The sequence below is a fragment of the Micromonospora sp. WMMD967 genome, from assembly GCF_029626165.1.
Taxonomy (GTDB): domain Bacteria; phylum Actinomycetota; class Actinomycetes; order Mycobacteriales; family Micromonosporaceae; genus Micromonospora; species Micromonospora taraxaci.
This window is the reverse complement of sequence record NZ_JARUBK010000001.1, coordinates 3,984,208-3,999,708: the sequence shown is the minus strand read 5'-3', so window position 1 is coordinate 3,999,708 and position 15,501 is coordinate 3,984,208. Positions and strand designations below refer to the sequence as shown.

The following is a 15,501-nucleotide window of genomic DNA, read 5'->3' as shown; positions in this document are numbered from 1 at the left end:
TGAACAACCCACGTCCGCCGGGTGCCTTCAGTCCTGCCAGCGGTAGAGGTCGCGCAGCAGGGAAATCTCGGCACCGTGGTGGATCAGCTCCCTGTTGACGTGCAGGACGATGCCCTCCAGGGGAAACCGCTCGGGACCATTCCTGGGCGGGTTCTCCACGTCATCGTCCGAGAGTTGGCGGACCCCCGCGTTCCATCTGCCGTACATCTCGTCGAGCTGTTTCAGCGCCTCGGCAGCGGTCCCCGCGTAGGGAAACGTCTGCGAGTCGACGTCCTGGCCGCCGAAGTGCCACCCGACCCGATAACCCAGGCAGGAGACGACGATGTGCGCGAGCCGCCAGGCAATCGTGGTCACCGGTGCCGGCACCGGAGCAGGGGACGCGACGTCCATCGTCCAGTCGCCCGAACCTACCGACATCGCTGCTGGCGACGTGCCACGTGGGCGGATGCTCCAGCAGCCGCGCACCGGCTCCCAGAAGTACTCCTCATCGGTAAGGCCCTGCAACCGCGGCCACAGATTTTTGTGCCAGTGCCGGTCCATCTGGTCCGCGAGTCGCTCGCTTCGTGTCACTGCCGCACGGTACACACAAACCAGCTCTGGCTGCCGACCCTCGTGGACGCCGTCGGCGGCAGGACAGCTCGACCGACGACAGGACGGCTCCTGATGGCCATCGGCAATAGCTGCCCGAGAGTGAATCGGCGACGAATCAGGGGCGCTTCCCGCTGAGACCAACGCCCGTACCGCTTCATTGCCAGGCCCAGCACCCTCGATGTCCTGGCCAAGCCTGTTGAACCATCACCTCCCAGGATCGGCCGAACCGGCATGCAATTCCGTTTGATGTCTTCGAGGAGTGGCAGCACCTGTTTTGTGACAGGTGGAGCCGCGGTTGACGTGGCTTCGGCCACGAGAGTGCCGGGCAACGTTCGCAACACTTCATAATGGTTGTTCGTGGCGTCGCGAACCGCCCTGGCGCCGGCAGCGGAGCGTACATGGGCACCACGGGGAACACCGAGCGCGGCGACCAGACTGACATGCGCGAGGCGGCCGAGGATGCCGGCCGCCGCCTGAGCGAGCACCTGGGCGGGGCGACCATCGAAAAAATGCGCGAGATGCCCGTCGAGTGCCTCGTGGACGCGGCGGGCGAGTTCGATGCGCACTGGGCAACCCTCCGTCGACGGTCACGTGCTCGAGCAATCGCCGGCGGAGACCTACGCGTCCGGGAAGCAACTGGACGTGCCGACCCTGGTCGGCAGCAACGCGGACGAGGCCTCGCTCGCGCTGGCCAGCCCACCGGACACTGACGTCGACGAGTACCAGGCGTCCGCACGCGAAACATACGGTGAGGAAGCGGATCCGTTCCTCGATCTGTATCCAGGGGACACCGCGGAGCAGGTTCTGGAGTCGCGCCTGCAGGCCGAGACCGACAAGATCATGCCCCGTGCCATGCGGCGCTGGGCTCAGTTGCAGACGCAGACGGGCGATTCGGACGCCTACCTCTACTTCTTCTCACACACCCCTCCCGAGAAGGGTCTTGAGGAGTACGGCGCCTACCACGGCGCCGAGGTCGCGTACGCATACGACAAGACGAAGGGCGGTGGGGGTCCCTCGTCTGGAATCGGCCCGTTCGGGTATGCGCGGCTGGCCAGCGCTTCGCTCCGAGGCCTGTCCCAGCCTGCGAGGTAGGAATGCCGGAATCATCGCCGCGCCGTGCACAGGGTGAGTGCCACCCGCCCGGTGACGTCGTTGAGTTGCGGGTGCACGGCGTGATGGGTGCTGACGCGGATGACATCCTGGATCGGCCGCATGTGCAGCGGGTCGCCGGCGACAGCAAGGGCGGCTTCTACCGGCCCCGCAGAGGCTACGGTGACTCCCGAGGCGCTTGCGGCGTGGTGTTGGAGACCTACCGGTGGAGCGATCTTCGCAGCGGGGCCGCCGCGAGGACGCTGTCGCTGGTGTTGCTGTTGCCGTTCATGGCATGCAACGTGGCGGCCTGGATGCGGCCGAGGGCGAAGGTCAGCGGCGGTGTGGTCTGGGTGGGATGCAGGCTGGTCGGCCTGAGCCTCACGGCCCTGTACGTCCTGTCCTTCGTCGGCGTGGCGTTGGACCTGCTCGCCTGCAAGTGCATGTCCCTGGGTAGTTGCCTCGGCGGCCGGACCTGGCTGTCCTGGCTCGGTGGTCAACCGGTCGGACTACGCATCGCGCTGTTGTCGCTGGTGCCCGTCGCCGCGATCTGGCTGTTGTGGCTGGTGGGCTCCCGGTGCCCTCGCTGGTATGCCAACTTCATCCCACCTACGGGTGAGCCGGCCGACACGGCTCTGGGTGCGATCGGGACACGTTACGCCGCCCCGGGAGTGGTGCGACTTCGCTCCATCCATGTGGCGACCGGTCTCGCCGTGCTCGATCTCAGCTTGATCGCGACGTTGTGGGTCGCGCGGGGACCGAGCCTCCTCGACGTTCTGCTCACCTTTGGCGCCGCGCTCACCCTTGTCGTCACTGTCGTACTGGTGTGCGTACCCTCCGTTATCGACGCCGTAGCCGGCACCCCCGTGGTCGATGTGATGGTCCATACGCTGCGGTCGACCGCCGTGGTGGTGACGATCGCCGTCATCGGGCGGGTCGCGTTCGACCGCGGCGGGTGGCCCGCCGAAAACGGACTGCCCGGCCACGAGGTCGCGGTCGTCCTGCTGTTCGGGACGCAAGGCGTCCTGCTCGTGCTGCTCGGGATCGCCGCCCTGGTGGGTCGGGACGGCAGCCTCAGGAGGCTGCGATGGTCGGGTGCGCCGCTGTTCGCGTGTCTGGCGGTGGGACTGGCGGTCAGCTTCGCCACCGAATTCAACTACCGCGTATCGGACTACCTCGACCGAGACCTGCCCACCCCCGACGTGCTGCCCACCAGCCCTGTTCTGCCGTACAAATGGACGATGTTCGGGTTTTTCGTCTCGGTCATCGGCGCAGCGGTCGCGGGTGCGGTGATGGTGCTGTTCAGCCGGAGGAACCGACGGCGGACAGCGGACGACATCGTCGCGCACGACTTTCCTGACGCAGATTCCGGGACGGCCCGACGTCGGGCACAAGTGCGCGACGCCATCGCCCGGGCGCAGTTCACGGAACGACTGTGTCCGCTCGGATTGACCTACTGCTGCCTCGTCGCGCTGAGCCTGGGTTTCACCGCTCTGGCCCTGGACGAGCTGCAGCCCAGTGTCGCCGTGGAGGGCCTGGTCAGCCTGCCGTCCGATTTCGTCAGCGCGGGCACCCAATTGGGAAGCTACCTCATGGCGTTGCTGTTTCTCGGCCTGTTCCTCGGAGGGCTTTTGGCCAACCGCACGACCACTTTTCGTCGCTATATCGGTACGCTCTGGGACCTCGGGATGTTCTGGCCGCGCGCCGCTCACCCCTTCGCCCCACCGTGTTACGCCGAGCGCGCCGTGCCCGAACTCGCGTCCCGTATCAGCATGCTGGTCCGGGAAGGAAGGTACGTGTTGATAGCGGCGCACAGCCACGGGTCGGTGCTCGCTCTGGCGAGCGTCCTGCAACTGGAGCCGTCCGAGCTCTCCAAGGTTGCCCTGCTGACGCACGGTTCACCGCTGAGACGCCTCTACAGCACGCTGTTCCCGGCGTACGTGGGCAGGGATGTGCTGAGCGAGGCCGGCCGCCGGCTGGGCTGGCGCTGGGTGAACCTGTGGCGTGACACCGATCCCATCGGCGGTTGGATCTTCACGTCCGCACCCGGGGCAGACGACGCGCTGCGGCAACGGTCCGAGGTGGACCGCCGGCTTCGGGATCCGCAGGATCTCGAAGCCCGAGGCCGCGACACGGTATGGCCCCCGATCTGCGGTCATCAGCCGTGCACGACGGACGAGCGATACGAGGCGGCGGTCTGCGAGTTGTCCGAGCGACTCCGGAGGTCTCGCCCTATCTCGACCACCGCCACGCCGTGATCTGACCCGACCCGAGCCACCGTTGTCATCGCATTTCGTCACACCCGCCCGAGAGCAACCGGACAGCGCAGAGCACCACACCGCCCCGTGGCGTCCGCACTAGGCTTCCGCCTGGTCGAACACGCGAACAACACGAGCACTGATCCTGCCGAGGGCGGCGGCATCAGCTGTGCCCAGACTCTCGAAGAGAACGTCTCGAATTTCTGCTCGTTGTGCGCGGAGCACGCGCACCAGCTCGTCCCGAACGTGATGACCCGCCGCCCCCGGAGCAGACCCTCCACCGAGCGGCACGCAGCGCATGCAGCCCATCCGGTAGTGACGCCATGTCATCACCGCACGTGACGCGGTGTCACTGGTCGCGGCCGGTTGCTGACGCACACTGGGTGGTGGCCGCTGGGAGCGCGCGTTTCACCGAGACGACGCGGAGATGGTTGCGCCCGCACAACGTGGCGACGTCCAGCGGCGCGTTGCCCAACGCGTCCTGATAACAGGTCGGCTCAGGAGGCCTGTGACACTGAGTGACGCATCAACGAGACCGCACCACCGTGGCGTGAGATCCACCCACCGACTCATGGAGGACACATGGCAGTGAGAGTGACCGACGCCCCCGAGGCCAAGCGATATGAGGCCCGCGTCGACGGAGAGTCCACAATCGCAGGCGTCGCGCAGTACATCCGTACCACCGAACTCGTCGCGTTCGTGCACACCGAGGTCTCGCCGGAGTACGAGGGCAGGGGCGTCGGGGCTGCACTGGCCCGCACCGCCCTCGACGAGGCGCGCGCCGCGCACCTGCTGGTCCTGGCCACCTGCCCATTCATTGCGGGTTGGATCGCCAGGCACCCCGAGTATCAGGACCTGGTGTACCAGGCCCACAGCAGGGTCAGTGACTGAACGCCCGAGCATGGCGACGACGGAGGCCGCGATGAGCAGCGCAACCGAAAAGAAGACGTACGAAGGCCAGAGGATCACTGTCACGTTCGAGGCGAGGAGTTGCCGGCACGCCGCCGAGTGCGTCCGCGGCTTGCCGGAGGTCTTCGCCCCGGGCCAGCGCCCGTGGATTCGGCCCGACGGCGCCGAGGCCGAGCGCCTGGCCGAAGTGGTGCGGCGCTGCCCCTCGGGGGCACTGCAGTACGAACTCGTGGACGGCGGGGCCGAGACCCGGACCGTACCCGGATCAGGCGCAACCGCGTAGGGCGGCTGGACGCCTTCGACGACGCTGTATCCACCAACGGAGCCCGGAAGTCGTCACCGCCGGTCTATCCTCATCCCGGAGTCAGGCCAGCGACGGGACGACAACCTATCCATGTCCCTGACCGACATCGAGGTGTGAGATGCGGTATCTGAATCCGGTCGCAGTGCAGCGCGTCGAGGGCCTCGCCGTCGCGACTCTCGCCGTCGTCGTGACCGTCACCGCCGGGTACCCGTGGTGGTCGCTGCTCGCCCTCTTCCTCGTCTTCGACCTGTCCATGCTCGGCTACCTGCGCGGGCCACGCCTCGGGGCCTTCTGCTACAACCTGGCGCACTCCTACACGCTGCCGGCTGTGCTGGGCGTGGTAGCCGTGGCCGCGGCAGGGTTCGGCGAACCGATCGGTTGGCTCGGCGTTCTAGCCCTTGCCTGGGGGTTCCACATCGCCGTCGATCGCGGTCTCGGCTACGGCCTCAAGACCGCCGAAGGATTCGAACACACCCACCTCGGCCTGATCGGCAAGGCCAGAAGGCCTGACCCACGGTGAGGGACTTCCAGGATCAGGAGCCGGACGGGTTCCGGGAGGGCGAATCCAGCGCCGACAGGGAACTCCGGGCCTCCTCGGCGAGGTTCCTGTTGCCCAGCCTCTCGTACTCGTTGACCGCCGCCTGGAACGCCTGCACTGCCTCGTCCCGACGGCCCTGAGCGGTAGCGACTGATCCGAGGGCCTGGTGCGCCGCTCCTACCCCGGCACCGTGTCAGATCCGCCGGAAGATCTCCAGCATCGCGCGGAAGTCCTTCTCGGCGTCACGGTGCCGCTCGTCCTGCACCGCGAGCCAGCCACGCTCGTGGAGGCAATATCCGCGGAGGAACTCGTCGTCCAGACGGTCGGCAACGCTGAAGGCCCGCCTCGTCAGGGCAGACGCCTCCGTCGGGCGGCCGGCGAACTTGTGCCCTGCGGCCAACCCCAGGAGCACGTAGCCGTGCAGAGCCGTCTCCGGCGCCGAAAGGAGCGCTGCCGCCCGTTCCAGCATGGGAATGCTGCGCTCCGGACGACGAAGGGTGTTGTAGAGGACGCCCAGGGCGGAACGAACCTCGATCTCCTCCTCGACGGCGTGCGATCGTTGGAACAGTCGTAGGGCCCGGAGCAACTGCCCCTCCGCCTCATCCGAACGGCCGTGCGCCCGCAGCGCCTCACCCAGCCGGCGCGTGGTCTGTGCCAGCTCTCCCGGATCGCCGAGTCGCTCGGCGACCGCGACGGCTTCCTGCGCTGTGGCCAGCTCACGCTCGACCTCACCCGCCAACCCGTAGGAATGCGAGACCCATCGCAATGCCCGCACCCTTCTCCGCTCATCGGCTGCCGCTCGCTCGGCCACCCGCCACAGCTGTAGCCGGTAGACGTGGTCGTCGGCTGCGGTCAGCGGCGGGTGCACCGCCTCCACCAGTGCCCACGCCTGATCGGTGAGCCCCTCCGTAACCGCCGTGCGCAGCACGGCCAGGATGTTGTCGCGTTCATGCGTGACGTCGCCGCCGGATACGGCCACGTCCCGCAGCCAATCCAGCTGCCGGACCAGACAGGCAGCACGGTCGCCGGGCGTCTCCTTCCGCTCAAGCATCTCGGCAGCGAACAACCGCAGGAGGTCGTGCAGCCGATAACTCGACGGTGTCGGCGCCTCGATCAGGAAGGCGTCCACCAACCGGTCCAGGGAATCCTGCACCACCCGCCGATCAAGTCCGCACCGACGAGCCGCCGACTCGACACCGAACAACACACCCGGATGTGCCCCGGCTCGTCGGAACACCAAGCGCTCCACGTCGCTCAACTCGTCGTACGTGGACTGGAAGGTCGACCTGATCGCCCCGCTGCCCAGCCGCAGCTCGTCGAGCCGACGACTCTCGTCCGCCAAGCGGTCGGCGAGGGCGGACGGAGTCCACCCGGGGCGGGCCCGGAGCCGGGATCCGACGATGCGCACCGCAAGCGGGAGCCCCGCGCAGAACTCGACCAGCCGCTGTGCGCCCGAGGGGTCGGCCACGACCCGGTCCGCTCCGACCGTCGCGGTCAACAGTTCCAGTGCCTGCCCGGGCGGTAGCGCGTCGAGGGTCAGAACGGCGGCTCCGGGCAGATCGGCGAGCAGCCGGCGACTCGTGACCACTGTGCGACAACCTGCGCCGGCCGGGATCAGCGGTCGCACCTGCGCCGCGTCGAAGGCGTCGTCGAGCAGGACGAGAAGCCGCCGGTCGGCGACCGCAGACCGGAAGCGTGCGGACAACTCGTCGAGCGTGCCCCGCCGTTCCTCAGCGTCGCGGCCGACCGCCCGCAGCAACCGGATCAACGCTTCCTCAGGTTGCACCGGCGTGGCGCTGGCCCCGCCCAGCGCCACGTACAACTGGCCGTCCGGGAAGTGACCACGGACCCCATGGGCGTACGACAGGGCCAGCGCCGACTTTCCTGTGCCCCCCGCCGCGCAGACGGCGACGACCTGGGCTCCCGCCCCGACCAGCTCCTCGACAGCGGCCAGCTCCGCCTCGCGGCCGACAAGTTGAGGCGCGACCGGAAGTTCACCCGGCGGAGCCGGGTCGTCCGCGGGCGGGGGAACCGGTGCCGCCGGAGGCGGGCTGGTCTGTCCCAGCCGGTGCTGCCACAGGGCGAGACCGACCCCGGTCAGGGTCAGGACGACGACCAGGGGCCAGGCCAGCCATCCGTACGCCGCGACCGGCTCGGGCAGCTCGCCGCCGGTCGCGACATTGACCACGACAGCCAGCACAACTGAGAGCAGACTCGATACCGTCACCAGCAGCAGAGCAACAGGCCGGCGAGGATCGCCGTCTCCGTCCCCGGTGCCACGACGAGGGCCACCACGCCGTCTGATCCCACTCAACCGACAGCCACCCGCGCCGCGTCGAGGAATGCCAGGCGGTTCGCTTCGAGATGGTCCCGGACGCTCTGCCCGTCCGGCAGCCCTTCCCAGACGACGAGGTTGAGATCGAGGAAGTAGGCCCGCGCCGCCTCATGCACCGCGAGCGGGAACGTCAACCTGATCAGCCGCTCCGCAACCCAGACCCGGTTCATCACGGCCTGCGTCGTCACGAGCCACTCGTCGCCGACCGACCAGCTCGTCGGACGGCTGAAGGCGCACCGCTCCGCCTCAGCCGTCACCTCGACGAACCTCTCGAGCTGGGCGAGCCGTTCCGCGCGACGGCTCTCCGCCAGAGCAAGGCCCCGCCGCCGTTCCTCGGCCCGCTCCGCCGAGCGCTGGGTCTGACGCTGCACCCCGAAGGACAGGACACCGCCGAGGGCCACACCACCCAGCGAGACCATCGACACCCAGATATCGCTCGGCATGCAGTCATGATGCCAGCCACGCTGCACGCGGAAGTGCCCTCTCGAAGGGCACAGCCGAGGTGAGGGACCCGCGTCAGCACAGTCACCGACGTCGCCGCCGACAACCCCAGGACGGGATCTTCACCGCCCGACGCGGCACCCGGCTGTCACCCACAACGTCCGCCGTCGGTGACGTGAAGCTCGCGCCCCTCGATTGTCTGGTTGATGCCCGGCCCAGCTCGCCGATGTTAGCGTCGCCAGCGTGACTGAGCAGATCACCGCCAGGCAGTTCCACGATGCCGACGGTGTCGAGGACTGGCGGTCCCTCTACCACCTGGTCTCGGCCCATTTCCGGACCGGTTCGCTGGCCGAAGGCGTCGCGCTCGTCAACGAGATCGGTCAGCTCGCCGGCGAAAGCGAACAGCGGTACCTCAGCATCGACCTGCGCCACACCGGCGTCACAGTGTCCCTGTCTCGGCGCGACATCGAACTGGCCCGGCAGATCTCGGCCGCCGCCAGGGCACTGAACATTCCCGCCGACCCGACCGCCGTGCAGCTCATCAACGTCACCCTCGACGTCCTCGTCACCGCGAAGGTGCTGCCATTCTGGCGGGCGCTGCTCGGTTACCGCGAGATCGGCGACACCTACCTGGGCGACCCGGCACGTCGCGGACCAGGCTTCGGGTTGCAGAAGATGGAAGCGGCGCGTTCACAACGCAACCGCATGCACCTCGACATCGCCGTCCCGCACGATCAAGCCGAGGCCCGCATCGCCGCCGCCTTGGCCGCGGGCGGCCGCCTCGTCTCCGAGGCGCACGCGCCGATGTGGTGGGTTCTGGCTGATGCCGAGGGCAACGAGGCGTGCGTCGCAACCTGGGTCGGCCGCGAATAGCGTTGCCCGCGGTTGGAGCGGTCCTCTGCGTAGGGCCGGGATTCGGGGCGTACTCCTGATGTTTTGCGCACCGTGTCAGCGTCTTCGTCATCCTGGCCGTCGTCCTCCCAGCCACAGGCGAACCAGATCTGAAAGTGACCTCGCCCCTCGAGCGTCGGATGCCGGCAGCACGGACACGCGTACGTTCCGCTACCCGCTTCAGCCACCACAGAACGCAGGTTCAACGCCTCGACGTACTGCTCAAACCATCTGTCACGGCTCACGAGCGCGTCTGCGGACGGTCCTTCCTGCTCACCGGAACGCTCGTCCAACCCTGTACCTCTCGTTGTCGATGCACTTCAACTCTCAGGTTCAGCGCAAGAGGGCTCTACCTCAGGGAGATGGTGCCGCCGCTGGTGTTGCCGTGGCGAGTGAGCACGGAGCGTTCTTCCTGCGGCGGCCAACAGTGCCGCTGTAGCGGTATCAACCGTTATATGGGGCACGTCCCCGGCACGGAAACATTGAACCCAAAGTAGGGCGTCAAGGCTACGAGCTACGAGCTATGAGGACACCAGAGCAGTGAGATCGCCGCGAGTGGTCACTCGCCTCCGCACCCGCCGCTCCCGTCGGCACTGTCACCGTCACTCCTGTGACCGTGGCCGGCAACCCACCATCCGTCGGCGTATGGACTGACCCCCGGCCCCTCCAAGCGCTTGACCCGCGCTCGGCGCACCGCCACTATTCCGAGCACGGTAGCGACCAGAGCGGCCAGCACGAACATGACCTCGAACATCTGGTCACGGTACGGCGACCAATCGGGCACTGCAATCGACAACGATGGGCCTGATGCCTTCGGTGTGCAGGAACCACCAGTCGGCTACGAGCTGCGCCAGCAGCAGAGCTGAGCAAAGCTGTCCGAAGCGTCCACCGATTGTCCACGAACGTCCGGCCTTACCCGCGCCTGTCGTCACCCATCCCGAGTGTCAGACGTTGAAGCGGAACGTAGAGCCGCTGTCCGCCACCGGCGTGGACGGCCGCCGGTACCGCCTCTCATTCAGGTCTGACGCTCGGTCCACGCCGACGGACCGGGCGCGGCCCGCTCTACTTGAAGTCAAACGTGTAACTCCAGGCGAGGGCTTGCACAGCCTCTTCCCCGATCTCGGGGTGCGTCTCACGGAATTCGGCGGCGGCCTGCTCTCCCATCGCTTTCAGGTCAAGGGCAGCCCGACTTGCTTCGGACGAATAGAACTCGTCCTCCAGCCGGCGGACTTCTGAGAGGACGCCGACGGCGAGCTCAGGTCCGAACTCGGCTACGAGCGACACCTCATCGCGGTCGGGCCACGGCGTTCGTCCCCATCCAGTCCAGACGACGATGGCGCGGGTCATGATCTCGCTATCCATAGCTACCGCCTCCAGGGGCGCTCAAAGTGCCGGTTCGCGAATTGATCGCAGTGTGTTGCCGCGAAGTCCCATCGCTGGCATCCGCTGTGCTGACTTAGGGCCTGGCTGGCAACCCGGAGCGGCACAGTTCAAGAGCGTCTCGAGCACCGCGCAGGGCTGCGATCACGTTGGGCGAGGGACGCACGAGCACTTCAGGAAAGTCGATACCGGGCGATCCGTCGGTAATCGGGTAGGCCAGTTGCTCACGCCCGAGCCGGAACTGAGCGTCGATGCCGGTGCGGTTGCCGCGCGGGTCCTGGCGATGCCAGTCGCCCGCGAGGTATACGGCAACGAGGCCGTGCAGGAAGGGCTCTCCCCCGTCGGTCAGCTGTTGGTAGCACAACCCTGCCGGGACGCCGGCGGCCCGGGCCACGGCCACCAACAGGTGCGACTTGGCATAGCAGAGGCCGACGCCAGCGCTGAGCACCTCGCTTGCGGTGACCGTGATCCGCGGATCCTGGGCGTCCACGGAGTGCCGGATCCGGTCACGAACCCAGACGAAGGCGGCCCGCATGAAGTCGACGTCGTCCGGATGCGCCGCGCGTAGGTCACCGGCTAATGCCCGCACTGCCGGATGGTCGACCTCGACGATCATGTCACCGCCCAGATACTTCATCGGGTCGCCCGTGACCAGCCGCATAGCTGTCCCTCTCCCCGCCGCTTGTCCAGCGCTACCAACTGTTACGACGTCCGGATGAAGCGAGTGCCAGTCCTGTCGACCTGGCCTGGCTTGGTCAGGTCCAGGCCTGGTCGAGGGCCAGTGCGAGCCTCCTGGTCCACTGCTCGGCGTTGCCCGTGATTTCGGGGTACTCGTCGGTGAAGTTGGACCAGTCGACCTCCCAGGACAGCACGGTCTCGGCGCCGAAGGTATCGGCTTCAGCGCCGAGTTCCGGGCGCATGAGCTCGCGTACGAGAGATTGGTCGACAGTGGTGTGTTCGGCAAGCAGGACAGCGTCGTAGAGGTCCTTGCCTTGCGGGTACGAGTCGGTGGCGAGCCACAGCAGCTTCCACGCCAGGGCCAGCGAGGCAGGCGCGGCCAGTACCGGCGTGTCGACGTCAGGCAGGATCAGCGTCTCTGGTGGGAGGGGAAGTTCTTCGCCAAAGACGATGTCGATCTGTACGTGGCCTTCCGGTGCCTCCGGGGTGTTGAACGGGACGAGCAGGCGGCGTCCGTCCGCCCGTTCGTAGGTCCAGATGGCGGACTCGGCGATCCGGTCTGGTCGTACGCCGGCGCCCGTTGTGGTTCGGATCGCGGTCTTGATGTCATCGAGCAGCGTGCGGGCGTCAGTGCTGTCGCTGGTGATGGTGTGTGGGGTGACGACGAAGTCGAGGTCGCCCGGCTCGCGGGCGGCGTCGCCGACCCAGGCCGCCATGGTGACGCTGCCACGCAGAACCAGATGCTGACCCGAGGGAGTTGCGGCGATGGCAGCCAAGACATGCTGCATGGCGGCGCGTCGGGCTTCGGTCCACAGCTGGCCGGTGGCCGCCACAAGGAAGTCGGGCTCACCGGCACGGTAGGCATTCGCGTACTGCTTGAGGGCCGGGTCGAACGCCGCCCGCTGGCGCACGGCCGAGCCGGCGGGCAGTGGCTGGTAGGTCGGCGGGTAGTCCAGCGAGCCGGCCGGCGCGGACCGCATCCTGTTCTCGTGCTCCAGCATCCTGTTTTCGTGCTCCAGCATCCAACTGCTGCCCGGATCGGGCGAGTCCAGCCAGCCCTCGTCGTAAGGGAGGTGGCTGTCGAAGACGACGTACTCCTGCTCGACCGTCGTGGGCTCGTGGCCCGCGACCCGGAGGGTCTCGACAAGCTCATCCAACCGCTGCCTGGCCGTGACGAGCCCAACACCGTGACAGCGCTGGTTGACGAACCGCTCCTGCGCACCGTCGGCAAACTGCCGACGGGCGTTGCGGGACAGTCGCGCGCCGTGCGGCGCGACCAGATCGGTCAGAGCCATCAGATCCGCCACCGCCGCACTCGGTAGCAGCAGTTTGACGTGATGTTCGAAGTACCGGCCACCCGGCTCAGCCGCCGCCTGCTCATCCGATTGCGGTACGCCGGCACACCATGGCGCTGCCTCGATCTTCGAACGGCACGGGTGTATGCCCGCCTCACGCAGCTCGTGTTGCCAACGCTCCACCGCGCCCTGCTGCTCGATCAACGTGCCTCGCCCGTTCAGGCTGAGCATCGGTTGCGAGGCATACACGCCACGGTCGAGCATGATATGGACGAACTTCACATCGCGCTCGGCGGCGAACGCCCGCAGCTTCTCGGCCTGGGAAGCGTAAGCCGTAATGTGGATCTCGAAGTCCCCCGACACCTCAAGCATCGGCGGAGTTTATGGCACGGCCCTCAGACCGGAGAACCCGATTACCCGATGCGGCAGGGCAGAGCCTTACCGGAGCGTGTTAGGGCGTCACTCCCGCCCAGGTCCAGTGCCCGGCCACGGCGATGAGTGGATGTTTGCTCGGCGAGGGCCTGGATACTTGTCGCGCATGTTCGACGGTTTCGAGGACGAACGGATCGATGTCGGGGAGGTGGAACTCCGGGTCCGGTACGCGGGGCGCGGACCTGCGGTCCTCCTCATTCACGGACATCCGCGTACGGGGTCGACGTGGCATCGAGTCGCGCCGCAGCTGGTTGATCTCGGGTTCACCGTCGTCTGTCCCGACATGCGAGGCTACGGGCGATCCGGCAAGGCGAAGATCCTCGCTGATCACTCCCAGCAGTCCAAGCGGGTGGTCGCCGCGGACATGGTCCAGCTGATGGGCGGACTGGGCCATCTGACGTTCGCGACGGTCGGTCACGACCGTGGGTCGTACGTGGCGTTACGCCTGGCGCTGGACCATCCCGATGCGGTCAGCCAACTGGTGGTCATCGACGGTGTGCCCATCAGTGAGGCTCTGGCCCGGTGCGACGCGAAGTTCGCCCACGACTGGTACCACTGGTTCTTCTTTGCCCAGCCCGACAAGCCGGAGCGCGCCATCGCCGCCGACCCGGATGCCTGGTACGCCAGTAAGGCCCGGCCCGACAGCATGGGAGCCGCCAACTACCAGGAGTTCCGGCAGGCCATCCACGATGCGGCCACCGTGCGGGCCATGCTGGAGGACTACCGGGCCGGCCTCGGCGTCGACCGAGCACACGAGGAAGCCGACCGGCGTGACGGCCGCGTCGTCCGCTGCCCAACTCTCGTGCTCTGGTCGACCCGCGATGACATCGAAGACCTGTACGGCGACCCGTTGGCCGTCTGGCGCCCGTGGGCTGCCGATCTCCGCGGCCACTCGATCGAGTCCGGCCACCACGTCGCCGAGGAGAACCCCGACGACCTGACCGCAGCGCTGCACGATTTTCTGTCCTGAGCCTCGCGCCAAGGTCAGCGGCCCGGACCAGTGCGCAAGTCGTCCTTCGGGGAGATCGTGGGCGCATCCAACACTCCTAGCAGCCGTTGACAAAGGAAGTGCACCTGTCGTCCGCTGAATGCCACAGCGCCGGCCCGCCGGTGCCTGGAGGATCCGGGAGACCCCAGGATGAACAGCCAGAAAGCGCGGCAAGTTCGCCTCGCGACGGTGGTAGTGATGGGCGTTCTGCTGCTCAGCGGATGCGCGAGGCAGGGACACCCGCAGGCAGCAGACCCCAAGCCGCCGATCACCGGCACCACGGAGGCCACGGTACCGCTGGCGCCGGAGATGCTGATCGGATCCTGGACGCTCGCTGACGTCGCCGACCCCGGTGCGGGCACGATCCTGCGCCTGGCGGACAGTGAGCTGCACGTGATCGGCAGCCACTGCGGCACCCTGGGCGGGTCCTGGTTGGCCAATGACGAAGGCGTCTTCCTCGCCGACGTCTGGTCGGCTTCCGCTGTCGCCGTCGAACGCACTCCTGGCTGCGAGAAGGCCAGTCAAGAGACGCCCGGGTGGCTGCGGAGCGTGACCGCCTACCAGTTCGACGCGGCGGGGTCGCCCGTCCTCCTGGACAGACGAGGGCAAACTGTCGCCCGGCTGATCCCTGGAGCTACACCGACTCCCGAACCCGACACAGCCGACTCCGTGCTGAAGCCACCGGTGGTCACCGACGAGGCGCGACGGGCCCTGGCGCCAGCCGTCGCGCTACCGGCGACGCTCGTTCCCGCCGACCAGCGCCAGCCAACAGGCCGTTGGGCGCCCACGCGCGGACACAAGGCGGCCTACGTGGAGTTCACGGCCGACGGGGAGTGGCACGGATCCGACGGCTGCAACGACCAGAGCGGCCGGTGGATCACCGCCGCCGGCGGCACCCTGCTCGCCACCTCACGAGCAGCCACATTGGCGTTCTGCACCGACAGCGTGCCGATCGAACAGTGGGTCACGACGGCCAGACGAGCCGGTCTCGACGGCAAGGTGCTCGTGCTTCTCGACGCCCACGGCGACGAGACAGGCCGGCTGCAGCCCAAGAACTAGACGCACCAGTCACGCACGGTCTGAAACCGGAGCCATTCACGCCGGAGACGAGGCCCGACGCCCGCACGCCGCAGCCGACTGCAGTAGCCGATGTTCGCCGTCAGCTACCGCTGCGGACGTGACTGCGAAGGCCGGATCGGATACGGGGAGCTGTTCGCCGGCCTGTACCTCGGCGCCTGGCCGAGTCAGACCCCGGCGGGAGGAACCCGCCAACATCAACTCCTATCTAGCCGGTGCCGGAGGTCCCCGCGCATCGGGCGATCTGCACGGAGGTCCGCGCCGAGGAGCCGTACGCCGCGCCGCGGTAGTACAT

The 15,501-nt window shown here is 67.7% G+C and carries 16 protein-coding genes; 9 read left to right on the top strand and 7 right to left on the bottom strand.

From position 1 onward, the window contains the following. Positions 1-27 precede the first annotated feature (27 nt). Positions 28-570 carry a DinB family protein gene (locus O7631_RS18445; RefSeq protein ID WP_278145332.1) on the bottom strand — a complete coding sequence of 181 codons (543 nt, stop codon included), beginning with the start codon at positions 568-570 and terminating at the stop codon, positions 28-30. Next, positions 567-1,157 carry a hypothetical protein gene (locus tag O7631_RS18440; protein ID WP_278145331.1) on the bottom strand — a complete coding sequence of 197 codons (591 nt, stop codon included), beginning with the start codon at positions 1,155-1,157 and terminating at the stop codon, positions 567-569. The genes O7631_RS18445 and O7631_RS18440 overlap by 4 nt, the downstream gene beginning before the upstream one ends. Before the next feature lie 25 nt (positions 1,158-1,182). On the opposite strand from O7631_RS18440, the gene O7631_RS18435 reads away from it, so the two are divergent. From O7631_RS18435 to O7631_RS18410, 6 genes are all read left to right on the top strand, one after another. Continuing rightward, complete coding sequence (locus O7631_RS18435; RefSeq protein ID WP_278145330.1) at positions 1,183-1,683, top strand: carboxylesterase family protein; 501 nt, start codon at positions 1,183-1,185, stop codon at positions 1,681-1,683. A gap of 71 nt (positions 1,684-1,754) precedes the next feature. Further along, complete coding sequence (locus tag O7631_RS18430) at positions 1,755-3,938, top strand: hypothetical protein (RefSeq protein WP_278145329.1); 2,184 nt, start codon at positions 1,755-1,757, stop codon at positions 3,936-3,938. A 582-nt stretch (positions 3,939-4,520) separates the two neighbouring features. Further along, on the top strand, positions 4,521-4,829 hold the full coding sequence (locus O7631_RS18425; protein ID WP_278145328.1) for a GNAT family N-acetyltransferase: 309 nt from the start codon (positions 4,521-4,523) through the stop codon (positions 4,827-4,829). Between the two features lie 31 nt (positions 4,830-4,860). Further along, positions 4,861-5,130, top strand: coding sequence for a (4Fe-4S)-binding protein (locus O7631_RS18420; RefSeq protein ID WP_278145327.1), 270 nt, complete (start codon positions 4,861-4,863; stop codon positions 5,128-5,130). Positions 5,131-5,269: 139 nt separating this feature from the next. After that, on the top strand, positions 5,270-5,671 hold the full coding sequence (locus tag O7631_RS18415) for a DUF4260 domain-containing protein (RefSeq protein WP_278145326.1): 402 nt from the start codon (positions 5,270-5,272) through the stop codon (positions 5,669-5,671). Next, positions 5,668-5,829, top strand: coding sequence for a hypothetical protein (locus tag O7631_RS18410; protein WP_278145325.1), 162 nt, complete (start codon positions 5,668-5,670; stop codon positions 5,827-5,829). Before O7631_RS18415 ends, O7631_RS18410 begins: the two co-directional genes overlap by 4 nt. A 53-nt stretch (positions 5,830-5,882) precedes the next feature. Here O7631_RS18410 and O7631_RS18405 read toward each other — a convergent pair whose 3' ends face one another. Continuing rightward, positions 5,883-7,916, bottom strand: coding sequence for a tetratricopeptide repeat protein (locus tag O7631_RS18405; protein ID WP_278145324.1), 2,034 nt, complete (start codon positions 7,914-7,916; stop codon positions 5,883-5,885). Between the two features lie 83 nt (positions 7,917-7,999). Next, positions 8,000-8,467 (bottom strand): hypothetical protein, encoded by a 468-nt coding sequence (locus O7631_RS18400; protein WP_278145323.1) that lies wholly within the window; start codon positions 8,465-8,467, stop codon positions 8,000-8,002. A gap of 241 nt (positions 8,468-8,708) precedes the next feature. Here O7631_RS18400 and O7631_RS18395 point away from each other — a divergent pair, with 241 nt between their 5' ends. Beyond that, a complete protein-coding gene (locus O7631_RS18395) occupies positions 8,709-9,338 on the top strand; it encodes a VOC family protein (protein ID WP_278145322.1) in 630 nt (209 codons plus the stop codon). Between the two features lie 1,080 nt (positions 9,339-10,418). Here O7631_RS18395 and O7631_RS18390 read toward each other — a convergent pair. The 3 genes from O7631_RS18390 to O7631_RS18380 form a co-directional block, all read right to left on the bottom strand. Further along, the gene (locus tag O7631_RS18390) at positions 10,419-10,718 is read right to left on the bottom strand and encodes a hypothetical protein (RefSeq protein ID WP_278145321.1); all 300 of its coding nucleotides are present in this window, start codon (positions 10,716-10,718) and stop codon (positions 10,419-10,421) included. A 94-nt stretch (positions 10,719-10,812) separates the two neighbouring features. Continuing rightward, entirely contained in the window at positions 10,813-11,397 is a 585-nt protein-coding gene (locus O7631_RS18385) for a transglutaminase family protein (protein WP_278145320.1), read from the bottom strand. A gap of 94 nt (positions 11,398-11,491) precedes the next feature. Next, complete coding sequence (locus O7631_RS18380) at positions 11,492-13,081, bottom strand: nucleotidyl transferase AbiEii/AbiGii toxin family protein (protein ID WP_278145319.1); 1,590 nt, start codon at positions 13,079-13,081, stop codon at positions 11,492-11,494. Between O7631_RS18380 and O7631_RS18375 the strand changes: the two genes are divergently transcribed. Further along, complete coding sequence (locus tag O7631_RS18375) at positions 13,047-14,111, top strand: alpha/beta hydrolase (protein ID WP_347403512.1); 1,065 nt, start codon at positions 13,047-13,049, stop codon at positions 14,109-14,111. The two genes, O7631_RS18380 and O7631_RS18375, sit on opposite strands and share 35 nt — an antisense overlap. Positions 14,112-14,327: 216 nt before the next feature. After that, complete coding sequence (locus tag O7631_RS18370; RefSeq protein ID WP_278145317.1) at positions 14,328-15,188, top strand: META domain-containing protein; 861 nt, start codon at positions 14,328-14,330, stop codon at positions 15,186-15,188. Positions 15,189-15,501 lie beyond the last annotated feature (313 nt).

What these genes read in the sequence shown, in the direction of transcription:
- O7631_RS18425 (WP_278145328.1), top strand. Translation starts at nt 4,521, where the DNA reads ATGGCAGTGAGAGTGACCGACGCCCCCGAGGCCAAGCGATATGAGGCC.
- O7631_RS18420 (WP_278145327.1), top strand. Translation starts at nt 4,861, where the DNA reads ATGAGCAGCGCAACCGAAAAGAAGACGTACGAAGGCCAGAGGATCACT.
- O7631_RS18415 (WP_278145326.1), top strand. Translation starts at nt 5,270, where the DNA reads ATGCGGTATCTGAATCCGGTCGCAGTGCAGCGCGTCGAGGGCCTCGCC.
- O7631_RS18400 (WP_278145323.1), bottom strand. Translation starts at nt 8,467, where the DNA reads ATGCCGAGCGATATCTGGGTGTCGATGGTCTCGCTGGGTGGTGTGGCC.
- O7631_RS18390 (WP_278145321.1), bottom strand. Translation starts at nt 10,718, where the DNA reads ATGGATAGCGAGATCATGACCCGCGCCATCGTCGTCTGGACTGGATGG.
- O7631_RS18385 (WP_278145320.1), bottom strand. Translation starts at nt 11,397, where the DNA reads ATGCGGCTGGTCACGGGCGACCCGATGAAGTATCTGGGCGGTGACATG.
- O7631_RS18375 (WP_347403512.1), top strand. Translation starts at nt 13,047, where the DNA reads ATGTGGATCTCGAAGTCCCCCGACACCTCAAGCATCGGCGGAGTTTAT.
- O7631_RS18380 (WP_278145319.1), bottom strand. Translation starts at nt 13,081, where the DNA reads ATGCTTGAGGTGTCGGGGGACTTCGAGATCCACATTACGGCTTACGCT.
- O7631_RS18370 (WP_278145317.1), top strand. Translation starts at nt 14,328, where the DNA reads ATGGGCGTTCTGCTGCTCAGCGGATGCGCGAGGCAGGGACACCCGCAG.